Here is an 18,216-nt window from a genome sequence, read left to right as displayed (position 1 = left end):
AGGAAGAACCGATGTCCTCCAGCCCGCTCGCCTCCGTACTGTTCGTCTGCGTCCACAACGCCGGCCGCTCGCAGATGGCCGCCGGATTCCTGACCCACCTCGCGGGCGACCGGATCGAGGTCCGCTCCGCCGGCTCCATCCCCGGCGACCAGGTCAACCCCGCCGCGGTCGAGGCCATGAAGGAAGTCGGCGTCGACATCTCCGAGGCTCAGCCGAAGATCCTCACCACCGAGGCCGTCCAGGCGTCCGACTACGTCATCACCATGGGCTGCGGCGACGCCTGCCCCATCTTCCCCGGCAAGAAGTACCTCGACTGGGCGCTCGAGGACCCGGCGGGCAAGGGCGTCGAGGCCGTCCGCCCGATCCGCGACGAGATCAAGACCCGCATCGAGGCCCTGATCGCCGAGATCGACGCCCAGCAGGAGGCGTGACCTCCGTGACGGACCACTCGATACGCGAGGTCGTCATCATCGGCTCCGGCCCCGCCGGATACACCGCCGCCCTCTACACCGCCCGCGCCCAATTGAGGCCCCTGCTGTTCGGCAGCTCGATCTTCGTCGGCGGGTCACTGACCACCACGACGGAGGTGGAGAACTTCCCCGGCTTCCCCGAGGGCGTCGACGGCCCGGTCCTCATGGAGAACATGCGGGCCCAGGCCGAGAAATTCGGGGCCGAGATGATCGACGACGACATCATCTCCGTCGACCTCACCGGCGACGTCAAGCTGCTCACCGACACCGCGGGCACGGTCCACCGCGCGAAGACGGTGATCATCGCGACCGGCTCCGGCTACCGCAAACTCGGCCTGCCGAAGGAGGAGGAGCTGTCCGGCCGAGGCGTGTCGTGGTGTGCGACCTGCGACGGGTTCTTCTTCCGTGACCGGGACATCGTCGTGGTCGGCGGCGGCGACACCGCCATGGAGGAGGCAACCTTCCTCACCCGTTTCGCCCGCTCGGTCACCGTCGTCCACCGCCGCTCCACCCTGCGGGCCTCGAAGGCCATGCAGAACCGGGCGTTCGCCGACGACAAGATCTCCTTCGCGTTCGACAGTGAGATCGCCGAGATCAAGGAGACCAACGGCATGCTCGCCAGTGTCGTGCTGCGGGACGTCTTCACCGGCGCCACCCGCGACCTGGACGCCACGGGCCTGTTCATCGCCATCGGCCACAACCCGCGCACCGAGCTGTTCACCGGACAGCTCGACCTCGACGCCGAGGGCTACATCACCGTCGCCGCACCGACGACACGCACCAGCCTGCCCGGAGTGTTCGCCGCCGGCGACGTCGTCGATCACACCTACCGCCAGGCCATCACCGCAGCCGGAACCGGCGCCGCAGCGGCCCTGGACGCCGAGCGCCACCTCGCATCCCGCGACACGGCGCAGGCCGAGCAGGAGACCGCCGCTGTCCCTGTCTGACCGGCACAACGTCGGCGTGTCCGCTCCCACGAGTCCCTGGGCACGGCCGTTTGGATCAGCCGAGCGTGATCCAAACGAAGACTCTGACTCACTCCCCTCCCCACCTCCGTCTCGATGACCCAACTGCCTCGGGACGCGGAGCCCCGGCAGCCCGGAGCGGCAGGTCCGCGTCACCCATTCCGCGGACCACCTCGGCCTACTCGGCGAGGTGCCCGTCCAGGGCCAGCAGCCGTACCTCGCCACGCCTACGATGCCGAAGCACCGCCGGGCCGCCGGGGAGGGGAAAGCCACACCCGTATTCCGCACGCGGCACACACCACGACATAACGGGAAGCTCCGGCCTCGGGACTGGTGGGCTCGCCTGTCGAGCTGTCGTGTATTCGGAGCTGACGTCGGCAGCCCATGACGCCGCTGAGTGAGCTGTCAGGGGCGGTCCATCGCGGTCTGGGATGATCGCGCGGTGAGTGATGCGAGGCAGCTGGCCGCGGTGGCTGCTGAGTCACATGTCCGGGCGTTCTTCGAGGGGCATTCGGTGGAGGTCGTCGACTACGACCTCGGGCCGGAACGGCGACAGGTGGCGCCCGATCTGCGCATCCTCGTTGGGAGACCCGGTCCCCGCAGCGATGGCTGGGCCTATGTGACCGCCGGGTGCTGGGCCGCGATGGAGAAGGACGGTCATGGGCTCGAGTTCGTCATGACCGCCCATGTCCGCGACCAGCGGTTCATCGAGCTCATGGCGATGATCGCCTACTACCACTGCGGAGGACATCAGCTCGACCTGGAGCACAGCATGCCGATCGGTGAACCGTGGGTGCCGGGTTCAACCTGCGATCACCTACTGATCAGCCTGCCCTATCTCCACGGACCCGAGCTTGAGCACTGCCCACTTCCTGGGGGGACACGCTCGCATCCTGTGGACGCTGCCTGTGACGACCGCCGAGATCGAGTTCCGCAGGCGTCACGGGCCCGAGGCGTTGGAGCAGCTCTTCGACGAGGCAGGGATCATCCCCACCGATCCTTTCAGGCCGTCGGTCGCCTGAGTTCCGGCCTCCGGCAGTCACCGTTTGCGGTCTCCGGGGGCGTATCAGCTCCAGGTTCCGCCAGCCTCGGTGACGAGGCGGGTGGCGGTCTTGTCGTGGTAGCCGATGGCTTTCGCGATGGCTGGGGCCGGTACTTGGAGGACGAGTTGGCGGATCGCGGAGGCTTGCCGCGCTGGGATGGGACGCCGATCTCGCGCAGATGGACTTGGAGGCTGACCGGGCTACTGGCGTATGGCAGATGTTCGCGGGAATGAAGGCAGGCGCGCATGAGGTCCGCGATGGGGCACCGGTCCGGGCATGTCGACGGTCAGTTCCCGGCGGACGGGTCAGAGGAAGGTGAGCTTCTCGAAGAGGCCGCGGCTCACGACTTTTCCGCAGTTCCCGTCTCCGGCGAAGCCGTCGCGGCAGATGACGCTGCGGACGCCCGGTCCGGTGGTTCCGTGCCGAGGAGTTCACCACACTGCCACTCGCCGACAGCCTTCTTGGTTACCTGAACCGCTGCGGCCTCTATCCATAAGGACCCGGGGACAGAACAAGCCGTCCGCCGGGGCCACTTCATGACGCCCCATCTTGGCGCAGCAGCCCCGAGCTGAGGCCAGTCGGGGTGTCGTCAGGAGGCTCCAGGACCGGACGAAGCTCTGCCGGCCGTGGATGAACCTGCTGTTCGCCCGCCGGGGCACCGACGGCAGCCTCGGCTCGACACCCAACACTGAGTCGTCGAGCGCGCGTTCGCCCATCTGCGCTGGCCCCGCCACCTGCGGAACCGCGGGGAGATCCGCGACGACATCCACGATGGCTTCCGCACCCTGGGCTGCGCGCTGTTCTGCTGGCGGCGGCTCACGCCATCACGACGGTTGTCCTAGAAAGGGGGCCAGTCCGAATCGGCGGGAGGCCTGGGATGAATCCGCTTCCCGGTGCCGCGCTTCTCCAGCGGCCAGCGCCGGTCGACAGTGGCCGCGGCCTTCTTGCAGGGTTGGCAGACATCCTGCCTCTCGGCGCCCACATCCCGTATGGAGCGGGGGTCAGCCTGTCGCTCCTCATGCCGCACAGGGTCATGCCGAAGTCCTCGTAGGTGTGGGCCTCGTCGCAAGCGTGGGACACGTCCCCAGGCAGCTCCCGTGACTCTGCCCGTTCCCAGCGCAGGTGCACGGGCTGATACTGCGGCCGGGAGACCTCGTGCGGCTGGTGTCTCAACTCGGTCCCTGCGTAGCACCAGGGGCAGAACCAGCGCTCCTATTACGGGCAGAGAGTTCCTGGCCGGCTCCACGCGAGTCGCCCACAAGGCCAGCCATCTGCGATGACGGACATTCCGTTCGCCACTGGCATCGCACCCGCACACCCCGCTCCGGCCACTGCGGCCATCCGCCACAGACCCCCAGAGCGGACCTGGCCGGAACGGGCAGCCACGACGACCGGGCTACAAGCCCAGTCGCTCCCACGCGCCCAATGTTCATGCCGGCTCCTCAGGCGGTACGGCCAGGGCGGCGGCCCCAGCTATCCCCGGGACGAAGCCCCCAGGCCACCCCCGACACCACCCCCGGCCGCGCCCTCTTCCAGCACAGCGGAGGACGCCCCCGCAGCCGACCCGTTGCCCGAGAAGATGACGCCGGGATTCTGCGGAGCCTGGTTGAGGACCCACAGGCCGAGCAGCGTGGCCAGGGTGAACACGACCGCGATCAGGACGGCGAGGACGAGTCGGCGTCGGCGTTCCCGGCGCCGCCACTCGCCGCGCGCCGTGCGGTAGGCGTCGGGCGCGGCCTGCACGCCGTCGGCGAGGGCGGAGAGGGCCTCGCGCAGCTCCCGCTCCGTGCGGTCCGCGCTGATGCCACGCGACGGAGTCGCATCTCGATGCGTCATCGCCGGGCCTCCATCGCCTGGGTCAGGGCGGCGAGGCCGCGTGAGGTGTGGGTCTTGACGGATCCGCAGGAGATGCCCATCGCCGCGGCGATCTCGCTCTCCTTCAGTCCGAGCCAGTGGCGCAGCACGAGCGCCTCGCGCTGCCGGGGCGGCAGTTGCTGGAGCGCGTCCATCAGCACGCGCTGGTCATCGCGGAGAATGGCGGTGCTCTCGGCGGAGGCGACGAGTTCGTCCGCGGGCTTCTCCACGTGTCTGCGGACCACTTGGAGGTGCCGTATCCGCATCCGCGTCAGGTTGCACACGGTGGAGCGCAGATACGCCTCCGCCGCCTCGGTGTCCCTCAGCCGCCGCCACTTCCGGTAGATCTGGTAGTACGCCTCGGCGACGACGTTCTCCGGATCGTCGGCGCCGAGCAGGACGGCGAGACGCAGCATGGACGAGTAGTGCACCTCGAACAGGCGGGCGAGACCGGCCTCGCGTTCCACGTCCGCCGGGTCGCTCACCGCGGGGGTGAGGGGGACGGCGGGTATCGCGGTGCCGCTCTCGGGTCTCAGATGCTGTCTCACGGGTTGTTGGCTCCCGTCTCGGGGCGCCGCCTGACGTGCAGGCGTGACGGCAGGTCGGTCAGGTCGGCGCCGCGCGGGACGCCGAGGCGGCTCAGCACCGCGGTCCCGGCCACGGCGACGGTCAGGTTGAGGAGCAGGGCGGCGAGTCCGGCGTAGATCTCCGGGCCGGAGCCGAGCGGGACGATCGACGAGAACCCTCCCCGTACGACCATGAGAGTTCCCGCGAACATGCCCACGCCCCACCCGGCGAGCAGTGCCCGCGGATGCAGCCACCCGGTGTACAGGCCCACGGCGACGGCCGGGAAGATCTGCAGGATCCAGACCCCGCCGAGGAGCTGGAGGTTGATGGCGTCCTGGTCACGCAGGCCGAACACGAACGCCACCGCGCCGACCTTCGCAGTGAGGGAGACCACCTTGGCGATGCGCACCTGACGCTTGGGGGTGGCCGTCGGGTGGACGTACTCGACGTACACATTGCGTACGAAGCTGGTGGCGGCCGCGATCGACATCACCGCCGCCGGGACCAGCGCCCCCACCGTGATCGCGCCGAACACCAGCCCGGCCAGTGGCCCCGGCATCAGCCGGTCCACGAGCAGCGGTACGGCGGCTTCGGCGCCGCCTTCCGGGGCGCGCACGCCCGTCGCGAGGGCCGCGATGCCGAGGAACCCGAACAGGGCGAGCAGCCCGGTCCAGGCGGGCAGTGCCACCGAGACCTTGCGCAGGGTCTGCGGGCCGTCGGCGGCGAAGCCCGCGGTCAGCACGTGCGGGTACATCAGCAGGGCGAGCGCCGAGCCGAGGGCGAGGGTGGCGTACGCGGGCTGCTGCTCCGGGGTCAGGAGCAGCGCCGGTCCGCCCAAGCGCTCGGCCGCACCGTCGAAGGCCGCGCCAGGGCCGCCGAGCCGGTCGAGGACCAGCCAGGTCACCGCGGTCAGCGAGACGAACACGGCCACGGCCTTGAGGGCGGAGATGACGGTCGGCGCGCGCAGCCCGTGCCGGTAGGTGGCCACGGCCAGCCCAGCGAACAGCGCCACCATCACCGCGTCCCCGGCCGCACCTCCCGGGTACAGGCCGCCCGCCGCCAGCACCGCCCTGATGCCGAGCAGTTGCAGCGCGAGATACGGCATCGTCGCGAGGATCCCGGTCAGCGCGACCACGAGGGCCAGCGGCGGTGAGCCGTACCGGCCGCGCACGAAGTCGGCCGCCGTGACGTAGCCGTGCCGGTTGGCCACCGTCCACAGCCGGGTCAGCAGGACGAAGGCCAGTGGGCAGACGATCACCGTGTAGGGCACCGCGAAGAAGGCCGGCGCGCCGTTGCCGTACGCCAGGCCCGGGACGGCGGCGAAGGTGTACGCGGTGAAGATGGTGCCGCCGAGCAGCAGCCAGGTCCACACCGGGCCGAGGCTGCGGTCGGCCAGCGCCCAGCCCTCCAGGGAGGGGAGCCGGTCGCTGGGGCGCAGGCGGCGCGCGGTCACGGCGAGCAGCGACGCTCCGCCGATCACGGCGAGAAACGTCGTTGTCATGGCGCCATCCGCCATGGGTCACCGTCCTTGGTGTGCCTCGGCCCTCACCCACGCAGTTGCGCGAGGGGCTCATTCGGAGGACAGGAAACGGCGGGAAATTTTCTCGACATCCGCTGTCAACCGTCTCCGGCCGGTCGGCAACTCTTGCACAAACCCACAGCGGACGGGAGGGGAGGGCAGGTCATGGCACGGAGGGGTGGTTCCCGGCTACGGCGCGTCGCCATCGCCGCACTGCTGCTCGCACCCGCCGCGGGTCTGCTGGGGGTTCCGCTGTACGCCGGTGCCGATCCGCGGCTGGCTGGCACGCCCTTCTTCTACTGGTACCAGCTCGCCTGGGTGCCGGGGTGCTGCCTGTGTCTGCTCGCCGCGTACGTGCTGACGCACCGGCATCGCTGAGCCGCAGTCCCCCTACCCCTCTTGCGTTGCCCACCTTTTGAGATCAGGAGTCGTCATGCCCACATCAGCCATGCCCGCATCCGGCGGCGAGGCGCCGGAAAGATCACGGATGTCAGGTAAGTCCGTTGCTCTCTGGCTAGCCGTCGCCCTTGTCGGCGCGCTCGGCTGGGCCGTGCTCGCCCTGTCCCGGGGTGAGGAGATCTCGGCCGTCTGGCTGGTCGTGGCGGCCCTCGGCTCGTACGCGATCGCCTACCGCTTCTACTCCCGGTTCATCGCCCGCAAGGTCCTCCAGGTCGACGACACCCGTGCCACCCCGGCCGAGCGCCTGGAGGACGGGGTCGACTTCCACCCCACCGACAAGCGGGTGCTGTTCGGCCACCACTTCGCGGCGATCGCCGGTGCCGGTCCGCTGGTCGGCCCGGTCCTGGCCGCGCAGATGGGCTATCTGCCGGGCACGATCTGGATCATCGCGGGCGTGATCTTCGCCGGCGCGGTGCAGGACATGATCGTCCTGTTCCTCTCCATGCGCCGCGACGGCAAGAGCCTCGGCCAGATGGCCCGGGACGAGATCGGCAAGGTGGGCGGTGCCGCCGCACTGCTCGGCGTCTTCGCCATCATGATCATCCTGCTCGCGGTCCTCGCGATGATCGTCGTCAACGCGCTCGCCGAGTCCGCCTGGGGCACGTTCTCGGTCTCCATGACCATCCCCATCGCCCTCTTCATGGGCTTCTACCTGCGCTACCTGCGCCCCGGCCGGGTCGTGGAGACCAGCTTCATCGGCGTGGCCCTGCTGCTCCTCGCCATCCTCGGCGGCGGCTGGATCCAGGACTCCTCACTCGCGAAGTACTTCGTCTGGAGCCCGGAGACGCTGGTCTTCTGCCTGGTCGGCTACGGCTTCATCGCCTCCGTCCTGCCGGTGTGGATGCTGCTGGCGCCCCGTGACTACCTCTCCACCTTCATGAAGGTCGGCACCATCGCCCTGATGGCGGTCGGCGTGGTGATCGCCGCCCCGAACCTCAAGGCCGAGTCGGTGACCGACTTCGCCTCCACCGGCGCCGGACCGGTCTTCGCCGGGTCCCTGTTCCCCTTCCTGTTCATCACCATCGCCTGCGGCGCCCTGTCCGGCTTCCACGCCCTGGTCTCCTCCGGCACCACCCCGAAGCTGATCCAGAAGGAGTCCCAGGTCCGGCTCATCGGCTACGGCTCCATGCTCACGGAGTCCTTCGTCGCCGTCATGGCACTGATCGCCGCCTGCGTCCTCGAACCCGGCCTGTTCTACGCCATGAACTCCCCCGCCGCACTGCTCGGCCCGACCGTGGACACCGCCGCCGAAGCGGTCAAGAACCTCGGCTTCACCATCACCCCGGACCAGCTCACCGCGGCGGCCAAGGCAGTCGAGGAAGAGACGCTGGTGGGCCGCTCCGGCGGTGCGCCGACGCTGGCCGTGGGCATGTCGGAGATCTTCGCCGCGGTGTTCGGCGGCGCCGGGATGAAGGCCTTCTGGTACCACTTCGCAATTATGTTCGAGGCGCTGTTCATCCTCACCACGGTCGACGCCGGCACCCGGGTGGGCCGCTTCATGCTCCAGGACATGCTCGGCAACGTCTGGAAGCCCATCGGCCGCGTCACCTGGAAGCCCGGGATCTGGATCACCAGCGCCCTGGTCGTCGGCGCCTGGGGATACTTCCTCTACGCCGGTGTCACCGACCCCCTCGGCGGCATCAAGCAGCTCTTCCCGCTGTTCGGCATCGCCAACCAGCTCCTGGCCGCCGTGGCCCTGGCTGTCACCACCACCGTGCTGATCAAGTCCGGCAAGCTGCGCTGGGCCTGGGTCACCGGCATCCCGCTCGCGTGGGACGTGGCCGTCACCTTCACCGCGGGCTGGCAGAAGATCTTCTCGGACGACCCGACGATCGGCTTCTTCGCCCTGCGGGACAAGTACGCGCAGGCCATCGAAGACGGCCAACTGCTGCCGGGCGCCACGAACATGGACGACATGCACACCATCGTGCTCAACAACACGGTCGACGGTGTACTCATGTCGGTCTTCCTGCTGCTGGTCCTCACCGTCCTGGTCAACTGCGCGGTCGTGTGCGTGCGCGCGGTCCGCGCGACGGGACCACTGCCGACGGCCGAAGTGCCGTACGTGGCGTCCCGCATCGACGCACCGCAGACGTCCGAAGAACCGCTGGTGGGGGCACGCCCATGAGAACCCGGCTCGTCACCCGGACCGCGCGCACCCTGCGCACCGTGCGCTGGTACCTGCGCGAGCTGACCGGGGAGGCGCAGTACGAGCGCTACTGCACGCGGCACCAGAACCAGCACCCCCACACCCCGGCCCCGACACGACGAGAGTTCGAGACGCTGCAAGCCAAACACCGGGAGGAACACCCCACGAGCCGCTGCTGCTGATCCCGCAGTTGCACGGCGAAGACGCGGGGCCGGCAACGTATCGCTGGCGGCCCCGCGAACGGGCTTGCTGCCGGACCGGATCGCGCGTCGTACGCCTCCTTGGTCGGGTCCGTCGTCTCCGGTTCGTCGATGCCGGGGTATTCGGCCTGCAGCCGTACGTCGCCATCATGTTGGCGCCGGCGTCCGTCAGCCTTGCGAGGTCGGCGCGGCTGTGACAACCGCTAACCAATTGAGGCGATCGCGTGCTGGTGGTTGTGCACGGCTGACGAGTGTGGTGCTGCCACTCGGCCGGAGGGGCTCCGGCCTGGGCGATGGGACGCTGCGCACGTTGGCCGTAGCCCGGAGTTCAGCCCGTCAGGAATAGGCCAAAAGCACCAGCTGGAACGGCATCATGAGGAGTCCGACCAGCAGGAGCAATCCCCCGAACAGGACAACCCCCAGCGTCCTGAAGACCAGGGTCGACACCGCCAGGGAGCAGACGGCCCTCTCCGGGCGCTGCGGGTTGTAGACGACGTTGATGCGGTTGGGGTCGTCTCCGAGCCCTCTGGCCGCGTAGTCGGCCTGGATCTCGTGCACGCCGCCGTCCAGGTCGGTGTACTTGAAAAACCGCCGCTTGCCATGGGCGCGATCGAACACCGCCACAACCGCGACGCCCCGCTTCCTCAGCACCAACCGGTCACGCGCATTCACCACCGCAGGTCCGACGATGATCAAGCCGAGGAAGACAGGCATCACACCCGCCACCCACATCATCACCTGGACCGGTTCCCCCAACAGCGCGAGCAGGGCAGCACCCCCGACGTAGACCATGAGCACAGCGAGCGCCACGACGCGCTCGCGAGGACTCATTCGCTTCCGGCCGGCCGCCGGGTGGACGGACACCACCTCAACCAGGCCCGCTCCTCCGCCCGGCGGACTGCTCTGCGGCCGCGCCCGGTTGATCACCTCGACAAGGCGGCCTGCTTGGGCGGCATCCCGGCCCTCCACTATGAACGCCGGTCCCGGAGCGCCGCCACTGCCCCAAACAGAGATCTCGACCGATCGCTGCCCGCCGCCAACAGCCTTGGCCCCTTCGATCGCCGCGAGCGGTATCCGCCGTCGTGTTCCCTTCTGTTCCAGGAGAACGGCCCTGCCCTCCAGCCAGATACTGTCGCCGTACCCGCGCAACGTGATCGACGGCAGTGGGGAGGGTTCGGCTCGGCCGGGCATGTCTACCTCACTCTGGACAGCTGGGGCGCGTTGGCCCGCAGCTTCTCACAGCCACCGTGGATCCTGGATGGGCCGTGCGTCTCAACAGGTCGCCTGCGGGAGGGTGGGGGGATCAGGGCGCAGAGCCCACCTGCCTACAGACGTGGCAGGCAGAGCCTGCCAACCCGATCAACACATCTGACGTACCGCCCCAGCTGGCGGCCGAGCACGGCACCACCATCCGCAGCCTGGTGGAGGACCTCGCGCAGGCACTCCGACCCAGGCCGGGTACGCCGAGCTGGCCCGCGCCGAGCGCGCCTCCGCCCTCGGCCACACGCCCAGCCCGGAGGCCGAGGCCCGGGCCCTGCTGGAGCGCCTGGGCGCCGCCTCGCACGGCCCACGGGGGGCCGCATGGTGCCGGCGATCGCGGTCGTCCTCGACCACACGACCGCCACGGCGCTGCACGACCCGAAGGATCCGGTGGCACTGCGCCACCACGGCGACCTGCAGGCGGCCAGCGCCCAGGGCGGCGAGGCCAGCGAGGAATACCGGCAGTGCTACGGCCCCCAGCAGAGTCAGGCCCGCCAGGCAGGTGTCACGGCCAGTGTCGGCGAGGCATGCCCCACCCTCAACGCCAGGCCATGACGGACGCTTCGACCGGTCACAGACCGGCGGCATGCCGACCGGCGGTCGGAAGGGCTCCGGCGCCGGAGCCGTCCCCTGGAAAGGCACCGGCGCGGAGGGCTGCTGAGTCCCTGGAGCAGGAGCTTGGAAAGGCACGGGAGCCGGGGCCCCGGCCGGCGGCTGGAAAGGCACCGGAGCCGGATGGAACGCCTGCGCGGGCTGAGCCTGGGCAGGGGCGGCCGGGACGTGATCCGCGACATCGACGCCGTGGTCCGTCGCCAGGCCGGCCAGACCGTTCACGTACCCCTGGCCCACCGCACGGAACTTCCAGCCTCCCGCCCGCCGGTACAGCTCCCCGAGCACCGTCGCCGTCTCACCGCCGGCGTCCGTCATCTCGTACCGCGCGACCGAGGTGCCGTCCGGAGCGAACGCCTCAACCGACAGCTCCGGCACGTCTCGCATCGCGCCGGTCTGCGTCGACCCGACCACCAGAACCCGGGTGATCTCCCCCTCGACCGCGGTGAGCCCGGCCTCCAGCCAAACCGTGCCGCTCTCCTCCCCCAACAGCCGCACCGCACCGGAAGGATGGACCGGTGCCCCGTGGAACACGATGTCGCCGTCCCCCCCGGACCCGGCCCTGCTCCGTCAGCAGCAGGACCGCGACGTCGACCCCGTTCCGCACAGCGATCCTCAGCGGCACCGTCGGAACGAAGGCGTTGCCTCCCTTGAGGATTTCCCCTCCCCAAAATGGATCACTCCTGGATCTTGCTGCCACCGTGGCCCACGGGACAAGGTCTGCAGAAAACTAACTGCGGCCGGGCACACGCGATGTGCCACGATTTCCGGGCCATGGCTTTCCAACGACACGTCCAGTCCGCCGCGCCGGTCTCAGCCGTCGTCGCCGGATTCCTCGCCGTACTCAACGGCCCTTCAACACTGCGCACCACCGGCTAGGCCGACCGCACCCCGCTGCCGGACCCGGGCCGTCCACGCACCCACGCCTGATACCTCACCCCCCACGGCGCCCGCCACACCCGCCGCCTCCCCGCCCTGCGCGGACGCTCGCCCCACCCCATCACCACCACAGCCTCACTCAAAACCGCCCACACCCTCACCGTCGTCCGCACCCACCTGACCTTCAGCACCGACGCCCGCCGACACGGGCGCGAACACGGCCCCTCGACCGGCCCCCCGAAACAGCCCACCCCATCGGCGAAGGCGAACGCCTCATCACCGACGCCCTCATGCACTACACACACATCAACGACCAGCAACGCCCCAAACTCCGCGCCTTCATCGAAGCCGACCGCACCACCATGAGCAGCGAACGCCTCGCCACCAAACTCATCGACTACGCACGCCTCTTCCAGCACGAAACCCAGCCCGTCGCACGCCGCAGGCCGACGACGACCGGCCCGGCATGGCTGCGCTCGTACCCCGTCGTTCCCGCGTCCTCTACATCCTCACCGGCGCCTGTCGGCGTACACCTGAACGTGGCCCTGACACGAAAGACCCGGCAACTATGCTGGTCAAGCGGTAGGGACGGGCTCGAAGCGGATCATGAGTCCAAGGCTGTTGGCTTCCTTCGTCATGCGTCGCATGACGCGTTCGGGGTCGCGCTGGGTGAAGTAGTCGGCGCCGAGTTCGCGGTAGGGCACCCTGTCGTGCAGCACGTACCAGATCGCGATCGCGAGTTTGTGCATCACCGCGACCATGGCGCGTTTGCCTCCCCTGGAGGCGAAGGAGGACCTGACCGCCTTCGCGGACTTCCCGCCCAGGCACTGGACGAAGATCCAGTCGACGAACCCGCTGGAACGGGTGAACCGGGAGATCAAGCGAAGGATCGACGTCGTCCAGGTCTTCCCCAACGACGACGTGCTCATCCGGCTGGTCACCGCCGTGCTCTTCGAGATGCACGGAATGGATCGCCTTCCCCCGCCGCTACCTCCCCGAAGGCAGCATGGGTGAGATCTACCGCGAAAGCGCCCCGGCGCTGCCCAACACTTCGAACACGCCCGCCAGTTGATCCCCAACACCACATCAAGGGACACTACCCATCGAGCCGTTGTTGCCCGAGCCGCCGCACTCTCCCTGCGCTCGAACCCCGACTCCCACAGCTCACCCACCGGAAAATGGCCGTGCGCGATACTGACTGCTCCAACTCGGCTGATCTCTGCCATACCCAGGGCCCGTCAGGAAGGCAGCAGTCACACAGCAACACTCGGCCACGTTCGACGCCACAGACATCACACGTTTATGCGGTCCGCAGATCAGCCAAGGCGGGACAGCGGCAACACCTCGCTGACCTCGGGCGACTTGCGCCACCACTGGCCGGGATCTTCAAGTGTCCGCCTCGATCGGGCGGCTGGCCCTTCGCCCGCGCAGTGCGCAGCTCGAGCATCCGGCCACGCTGCTTCCGTGAATGGAGGGTTCGGACACACCGATCTCGGCCGCCTCGCGGGCCACGTTGGGCGTCGACGCCAGCAGGCGACCCACCGGTGGGCGCCGCAACACCCAACTGCGGCCGTCCTGATCCCGTACGAGATACGTCAGATTCGACTGGCCCAGCCAGATCCGCTCGACGGCCAAGGTCCCCGCGAAGTCGACGCCGAGGGCGGCGAACCAGCGGCCCAGCGCCCCAGCGTCAATTCCGACGATGTCCGCGCTAGACACCGATGCCGACTCCCTGCCTGAACGGGAGCGCGTCACCGAGCAGTTGCCCGCCGTCGATCACCATCGTCTCGCCGGTCATCCAGCTCGCGGCATCCGAGACCAGGAACGCCACCGCGGAGGCAATGTCGGCAGGCTCCCCGATGCGGCCCAGCGCCACCGAGGCGGACACCTCCTCCTCGTGCTCCTTCCACAGAGCCTCAGCCAGCTTCGTGCGCACCACGCCCGGTGCCACCGCGTTGACGCGGACCTTCGGCGAGAGCTCCAGGGCCAGCTGCTTCGTGAGATGTATCAGCGCGGCCTTCGACGCGTTGTACAACCCGATGTTCGCCTCGGAGGCCAGACCGCCCACCGACGCGGTGTTGACGACCGCCCCGCCGTGCTCCCCCATCCAGGCCCGGGTGGCCAGACCCGTCCACAGGACGGGCGCCCACAGGTTCACGTCGAAGGTCTTCGCGAACCGGCCGTGGTCCTGGTCGATGACCGGCCCGAAGGCCGGGTTGGTCCCCGCGTTGTTGACGAGGATGTCCAGTCTGCCGAAGCGTTCGAGCGTCTGATCCACACAGCGCTGGGCCGCCCCTTCGTCGACCGCGTGCGCACCGACGCCGATCGCTGTCCCCTTGACCTGGGCCGCGGCGGCGTCCGCCGCCTCCTGGGAGCGGGAGGTGAGGACGACGTTTCCGCCGGCCTCCGCGATGGCCTGGGCGATGGCCAGCCCGATGCCGCGCGAGGCCCCGGTGACGATGGCGGTGCGACCGGTGAGATCGAGTCCTGCCATCTCAGCTCACCGCCACCGTCGCCGCGTCGCGGTACCGCCGCAGTTCCTGCTTGGCGATGGCCCGCTTGTGGACCTCGTCGGGACCATCCGCCAACCGCAACGTCCGCAGATGCGCGTACATCAGCGCCAAGGGGAAGTCGTCGGTCACTCCCGCTCCCCCGTGCACCTGAATCGCGCGGTCGACGATCCTCAACGCGATGTCGGGGGCGGCCACCTTGATGGCCGCGATCTCGGTGCGCGCTTCCTTGTTGCCGACCGTGTCCATCAGGTACGCGGCCTTGAGCGTGAGCAGGCGGATCATCTCGATGTCGATCCGCGCTTCCGCGATCCAGTCCTGGATGTTGGACCGTTCGGCGACCGGGCTGCCGAAGGTCACCCGTGACTGGGCGCGCCGGCACATCAGTTCCAGCGCCCTCTCGGCCGCGCCGATGGCCCGCATGCAGTGGTGGATACGGCCGGGCCCGAGCCGGGCCTGGCTGATCGCGAAGCCCTCGCCCTCGCCCTTGAGCACGTCCTTGCCCGGCACCCGGACATTCTCGAAGATGATCTCCGCATGGCCCTCGCGGTCCGCGTACCCGAACACCGGGAGGTTGCGGACCACGGTGACACCGGGGGCGTCGATCGGGACGACCATCATCGACTGCTGGCGATGCGGGGCCGCCGTGGGGTCGGTCTTGCCCATCACGATGAGCACCTTGCAGTTCTTGTGCATCGCGTTCGAGGCGAACCACTTGCGGCCGTTGAGCACGTACTGGTCGCCGTCGCGCTCCATGCGCAGCTCGATGTTTGTGGCGTCGGAGCTGGCCACGGCCGGCTCGGTCATCGCGAAGGCCGAGGCCATCGTTCCGTCGAGCAGCGGCTTGAGGTACTTCTCCTTGTGCTCGTCGGTGCCGAAGAGGGTGAGCACCTCCATGTTGCCGGTGTCGGGCGCGTTGCAGTTGCACGCCTCGGAGGCGATGTGGCTGCGGCCCATGATCTCCGCCAGCGGCGCGTACTCGAGGTTCGTCAGACCGGGGCCCCACTCGGGGTGCGGGTGGAAGAGGTTCCACAGTCCACGCCTGCGCGCCTCCGCCTTGAGTTCCTCGAGGATCGGCGGGTGAAAGTGCGGGTCGCCCGACGCGCGCATCTGCTCGTCGTACACCGCCTCGGCGGGGTAGATGTGCTCCTCCATGAACTCGAGCAGATCCGCCCGGTACTTCTTGGCGCGGTCCGACATCTCAAACAGGGACATCCGAACTCCTGAAGGGTAGGGAGGGAAAGTTGGGCGGGCGCTTCTCCAGATGGCTGGCCACGCCCTCGATGACGTCGGCCCCGCGGAAAGCCTGGAACATGAGGCTTTCCGCACGGGTCACGGAATCGGCGTAGGTGCCGTCCGCGTCGTTGCTCAGTTGGCTCTTGATGGTGGCCATGGAGGCCGGGGAGCAGCGCCCAGCCAGATCGGCGGCGTACGCCACAGCGGCATCCACCACGCTGCCGGTGTGGACCAGGTGGTCGAGGAGTCCGATACGGAAGGCCTCCTCGGCATCCACCATGCGACTCGACAGCAGCAGATCCGCGGCCCGGCTGCGCCCCACCAGCCGGGGCAACAGCCAGGAGATTCCGTACTCGGCGATCAGCCCGCGCTGCGCGAAGGCCGTGGTGAACCGGGCCGAGGGCGAGCCGAAGCGAAGGTCGCAGTACAGCGCCTCCACCATGCCCAGGCCGGCGGCCACCCCGTTGATCGCTCCGATCAGCGGTTTGCGCAGGGTCCGCGGAATGTCCCGCGGGCGGCGCCGTGCCCGGTCGGCCTCGGAGACTTCGGAGATTTCGCCGATCGCCTGCAGCCGTTGCAGGTTGGCTCCGGCGCAGAATCCGCGTCCCGCGCCGGTGACCACGACGGCGCGTACGTCCGGGTCGTCCTCGGCGGCGTCGAGCAGCGCGAAATAGCGGTCCTCGAGTTCGTCGGTCCAGGCATTCAGCTTGGCGGGCCGGTTGAACGTGAGGACCAGCACCGGCCCTCGGTGTTCGGCGAGGACGAGCTCGCCCGGCGCGCCGGTCATGCCTGCGCCTGCAGGGAGCTCTGGTACCGGCGCATACCGCGCAGCCACCGGTCGTAGTCCGAGCCCTTGTGCCGGTACATCTCGAGGACGTCTTCATGCGGCAGGACGAGGAAGCGCTCGTCCTCGATGGCGGTCAGGACGGCGTCGGCGACTTCGGCCGGCTCCAGGACGTCTCCGGCGGAGGTGACGGCCCGCGTCGCGGCTCTTCCCAGTGCGTCCCCGGAGTCCTCCCCTGCCGTCAGCATCGGGGTGTTCACGCCCATCGGGCACAGACAGCTGACCCGGACCCCGCGATCGCCGTAGGTGACACTCAGCCACTCGGCGAAGGCGACGGCCGCGTGCTTGGTGACGGCGTACGTGGCGGAGCCGACCTGGGTGAGCAGTCCGGCCGCCGAAGCGGTGCTGACGAAGTAGCCCTCACCGCGCTCGAGCCACTGCGGTACCAGCAGCCTTGCCGCACGGATATGGGCTCGCAGGTTGACGTCGATCGAGCGGTCCCAGTCCTGCTCACTCACGTCGAGGCCGAGCGCGCCGCCGATACCCGCGTTCGCGAAGTAGAAATCGACCGGTCCGAAGGCGCTCTCCGCCAGGTCGACCAACTGCTGGATCTGCTCGGTGTCCGACACGTCCGCGCCGGCACTGACGGTGCTTCCCGGATGATCGGCGTTGACTGTCTCCGACACCGCCCGCGCGGCCTCCGCGTCGAGGTCCGCGAGGACGACCCGGGCACCCTCGCGAACGAGCCGCGCGACCAGCGCGCTTCCGATGCCGCCACCCCCACCGGTGACTATGGCGACTCTTTGTGCGACGTTCACGGCAACCCTCTCCGTTGACGGGGCCTGCGATGCTCCGATCTGTATAATTGAATCCGACGTCAAGTTCAAGCGCTGCCCACACGAAACCCCATGAGAAAGCCGCCCAACCTCAGGGGGATGAGCGGCTAGGAGGCCGACGGATCAGCGGTGGCCGGGGAACCGGAGAGCGTTCGCCCAGAGCCGGGTGACCGTGGCCACGAGCTCCTCGAAATCCACCGGCGTACCTTCTTCTTCCTGCCCGTCACTGCGCACGAAGGCGTTGTAGGCCATGCCGCTGACCATTCCCGACAGCGCACGGGACGCCATCATCGGATCGACCTCACGGTCTGCGACGCCCCGCGCCTGCAGGTCGGCGATGCCACGGGCGTTACGGCGGATGAACGCGTCTCCACGCCGCCTTCGGAACTCACGGAACTCCGGCTCCACTTGGGCCACCTGCTCCAGCAGCGCCATCAGCTTGGCGTTCCGTTTGTACGCCGCGAGATAGGCACGGTTGCTCGCCTCGAGTACTGCATAGGGATCGTCGGTGCCCTCCACCCGACCCATGCCGGGATGCATCATGTCCTCCTGCGCCTCCAGCAGGACGGCGGCAAGCACCTCTTCCTTGTTGGAGAAGTAGGTGTAGAAGGACCCCGCCGCGCACCGAGCTTCTTTGGTGATGTCGGTCAGGCGAGTGTCGAGGTAGCCGTCCCGTTCGAACACCTTGCGCGCGGCCTTCACCAGGGCGGCCCGTGTCCGCGCCCCGCGCTGCGTCGTGGGCGGCTCGCGAAGTTGCGAGAAGGGCGCCACCGGCGGTGCCTGCTCGGTGTCGGTCTCCTCGGGCGCAGTGGTGTCCATTCCCCGGACTTTACTTGAATCCGACGCCATGGTCACAAACTCCCAAGGGCGGGCGGG

18 protein-coding genes and 3 pseudogenes are annotated in these 18,216 nt (G+C 69.0%); 9 read left to right on the top strand and 12 right to left on the bottom strand.

Translation table 11 applies throughout. The features are described from left to right. The first annotated feature begins 11 nt into the window (after positions 1–11). The 3 genes from STRCI_RS41160 (at position 12) to STRCI_RS41145 (ending at position 2,457) form a co-directional block, all read left to right on the top strand. The gene (locus STRCI_RS41160; RefSeq protein ID WP_269664122.1) at positions 12–431 is read left to right on the top strand and encodes an arsenate reductase ArsC; all 420 of its coding nucleotides are present in this window, start codon (positions 12–14) and stop codon (positions 429–431) included. A gap of 5 nt (positions 432–436) precedes the next feature. Continuing rightward, entirely contained in the window at positions 437–1,417 is a 981-nt protein-coding gene (trxB, locus tag STRCI_RS41155) for a thioredoxin-disulfide reductase (RefSeq protein WP_418953489.1), read from the top strand. A gap of 872 nt (positions 1,418–2,289) precedes the next feature. Then, a complete protein-coding gene (locus tag STRCI_RS41145) occupies positions 2,290–2,457 on the top strand; it encodes a suppressor of fused domain protein (RefSeq protein ID WP_269664120.1) in 168 nt (55 codons plus the stop codon). Between the two features lie 1,494 nt (positions 2,458–3,951). Here the strand turns inward: STRCI_RS41145 and STRCI_RS41140 are convergent. The 3 genes from STRCI_RS41140 to STRCI_RS41130 are packed head-to-tail and all read right to left on the bottom strand — an operon-like array spanning position 3,952 to position 6,415. Next, positions 3,952–4,314, bottom strand: a complete 363-nt coding sequence (locus tag STRCI_RS41140) for a hypothetical protein (protein WP_269664119.1) — start codon at positions 4,312–4,314, stop codon at positions 3,952–3,954. Further along, complete coding sequence (locus STRCI_RS41135) at positions 4,311–4,880, bottom strand: sigma-70 family RNA polymerase sigma factor (RefSeq protein ID WP_269664118.1); 570 nt, start codon at positions 4,878–4,880, stop codon at positions 4,311–4,313. The genes STRCI_RS41140 and STRCI_RS41135 overlap by 4 nt, the downstream gene beginning before the upstream one ends. Beyond that, positions 4,877–6,415 (bottom strand): sodium:solute symporter family protein, encoded by a 1,539-nt coding sequence (locus STRCI_RS41130; RefSeq protein ID WP_269664117.1) that lies wholly within the window; start codon positions 6,413–6,415, stop codon positions 4,877–4,879. The genes STRCI_RS41135 and STRCI_RS41130 overlap by 4 nt, the downstream gene beginning before the upstream one ends. 168 nt (positions 6,416–6,583) lie before the next feature. On the opposite strand from STRCI_RS41130, the gene STRCI_RS41125 reads away from it, so the two are divergent. The 3 genes from STRCI_RS41125 to STRCI_RS41115 are packed head-to-tail and all read left to right on the top strand — an operon-like array spanning position 6,584 to position 9,208. After that, entirely contained in the window at positions 6,584–6,796 is a 213-nt protein-coding gene (locus STRCI_RS41125) for a DUF3311 domain-containing protein (protein WP_269664116.1), read from the top strand. Between the two features lie 55 nt (positions 6,797–6,851). Continuing rightward, positions 6,852–9,005 (top strand): carbon starvation CstA family protein, encoded by a 2,154-nt coding sequence (locus tag STRCI_RS41120; RefSeq protein ID WP_418953436.1) that lies wholly within the window; start codon positions 6,852–6,854, stop codon positions 9,003–9,005. Beyond that, complete coding sequence (locus STRCI_RS41115; protein ID WP_269664114.1) at positions 9,002–9,208, top strand: YbdD/YjiX family protein; 207 nt, start codon at positions 9,002–9,004, stop codon at positions 9,206–9,208. The genes STRCI_RS41120 and STRCI_RS41115 overlap by 4 nt, the downstream gene beginning before the upstream one ends. A gap of 354 nt (positions 9,209–9,562) precedes the next feature. Here the strand turns inward: STRCI_RS41115 and STRCI_RS41110 are convergent, their stop codons facing one another. Then, positions 9,563–10,417 (bottom strand): hypothetical protein, encoded by an 855-nt coding sequence (locus STRCI_RS41110; RefSeq protein WP_269664113.1) that lies wholly within the window; start codon positions 10,415–10,417, stop codon positions 9,563–9,565. 390 nt (positions 10,418–10,807) lie between these two features. Between STRCI_RS41110 and STRCI_RS41105 the strand changes: the two genes are divergently transcribed. Then, the gene (locus tag STRCI_RS41105) at positions 10,808–11,041 is read left to right on the top strand and encodes a hypothetical protein (protein ID WP_269664809.1); all 234 of its coding nucleotides are present in this window, start codon (positions 10,808–10,810) and stop codon (positions 11,039–11,041) included. 306 nt (positions 11,042–11,347) lie between these two features. On the opposite strand, the pseudogene STRCI_RS41100 reads toward STRCI_RS41105, so the two are convergent. Beyond that, a pseudogene (locus STRCI_RS41100) lies at positions 11,348–11,593 on the bottom strand (TerD family protein); the annotation flags it as partial. Positions 11,594–11,977: 384 nt separating this feature from the next. Here STRCI_RS41100 and STRCI_RS41095 point away from each other — a divergent pair. Beyond that, positions 11,978–12,500 (top strand): annotated as a pseudogene (locus STRCI_RS41095) (replication-relaxation family protein); the annotation flags it as partial. A 49-nt stretch (positions 12,501–12,549) separates the two neighbouring features. Here STRCI_RS41095 and STRCI_RS41090 read toward each other — a convergent pair. Then, positions 12,550–12,735: a hypothetical protein gene (locus tag STRCI_RS41090; protein ID WP_269664112.1), complete on the bottom strand. Its 186-nt coding sequence runs from the start codon at positions 12,733–12,735 to the stop codon at positions 12,550–12,552. A gap of 16 nt (positions 12,736–12,751) precedes the next feature. Here STRCI_RS41090 and STRCI_RS43460 point away from each other — a divergent pair. Beyond that, positions 12,752–13,046, top strand: a pseudogene (locus STRCI_RS43460) (transposase); the annotation flags it as partial. A 314-nt stretch (positions 13,047–13,360) separates the two neighbouring features. On the opposite strand, the gene STRCI_RS41080 reads toward STRCI_RS43460, so the two are convergent. From STRCI_RS41080 to STRCI_RS41055, 6 genes are all read right to left on the bottom strand, one after another. Next, on the bottom strand, positions 13,361–13,693 hold the full coding sequence (locus tag STRCI_RS41080; protein WP_269664111.1) for a phosphotransferase family protein: 333 nt from the start codon (positions 13,691–13,693) through the stop codon (positions 13,361–13,363). Further along, the gene (locus STRCI_RS41075; RefSeq protein WP_269664110.1) at positions 13,686–14,468 is read right to left on the bottom strand and encodes an SDR family oxidoreductase; all 783 of its coding nucleotides are present in this window, start codon (positions 14,466–14,468) and stop codon (positions 13,686–13,688) included. The genes STRCI_RS41080 and STRCI_RS41075 overlap by 8 nt, the downstream gene beginning before the upstream one ends. Position 14,469: 1 nt before the next feature. Further along, entirely contained in the window at positions 14,470–15,699 is a 1,230-nt protein-coding gene (locus STRCI_RS41070) for an acyl-CoA dehydrogenase family protein (RefSeq protein ID WP_269664109.1), read from the bottom strand. Next, positions 15,686–16,507: an enoyl-CoA hydratase-related protein gene (locus tag STRCI_RS41065; RefSeq protein ID WP_269664108.1), complete on the bottom strand. Its 822-nt coding sequence runs from the start codon at positions 16,505–16,507 to the stop codon at positions 15,686–15,688. Before STRCI_RS41065 ends, STRCI_RS41070 begins: the two co-directional genes overlap by 14 nt. After that, positions 16,504–17,322 carry an SDR family oxidoreductase gene (locus tag STRCI_RS41060; RefSeq protein WP_269664107.1) on the bottom strand — a complete coding sequence of 273 codons (819 nt, stop codon included), beginning with the start codon at positions 17,320–17,322 and terminating at the stop codon, positions 16,504–16,506. Before STRCI_RS41060 ends, STRCI_RS41065 begins: the two co-directional genes overlap by 4 nt. Positions 17,323–17,463: 141 nt before the next feature. After that, complete coding sequence (locus STRCI_RS41055; protein WP_269664106.1) at positions 17,464–18,159, bottom strand: TetR/AcrR family transcriptional regulator; 696 nt, start codon at positions 18,157–18,159, stop codon at positions 17,464–17,466. Between the last annotated feature and the right edge of the window lie 57 nt (positions 18,160–18,216).

Origin of the sequence: Streptomyces cinnabarinus (genome assembly GCF_027270315.1) — a bacterium.
Taxonomy (GTDB): Bacteria; Actinomycetota; Actinomycetes; order Streptomycetales; family Streptomycetaceae; genus Streptomyces; species Streptomyces cinnabarinus.
The sequence above is the reverse complement of the archived record's forward strand: the minus strand, read 5'-3'. Positions and strand labels throughout refer to the sequence as shown.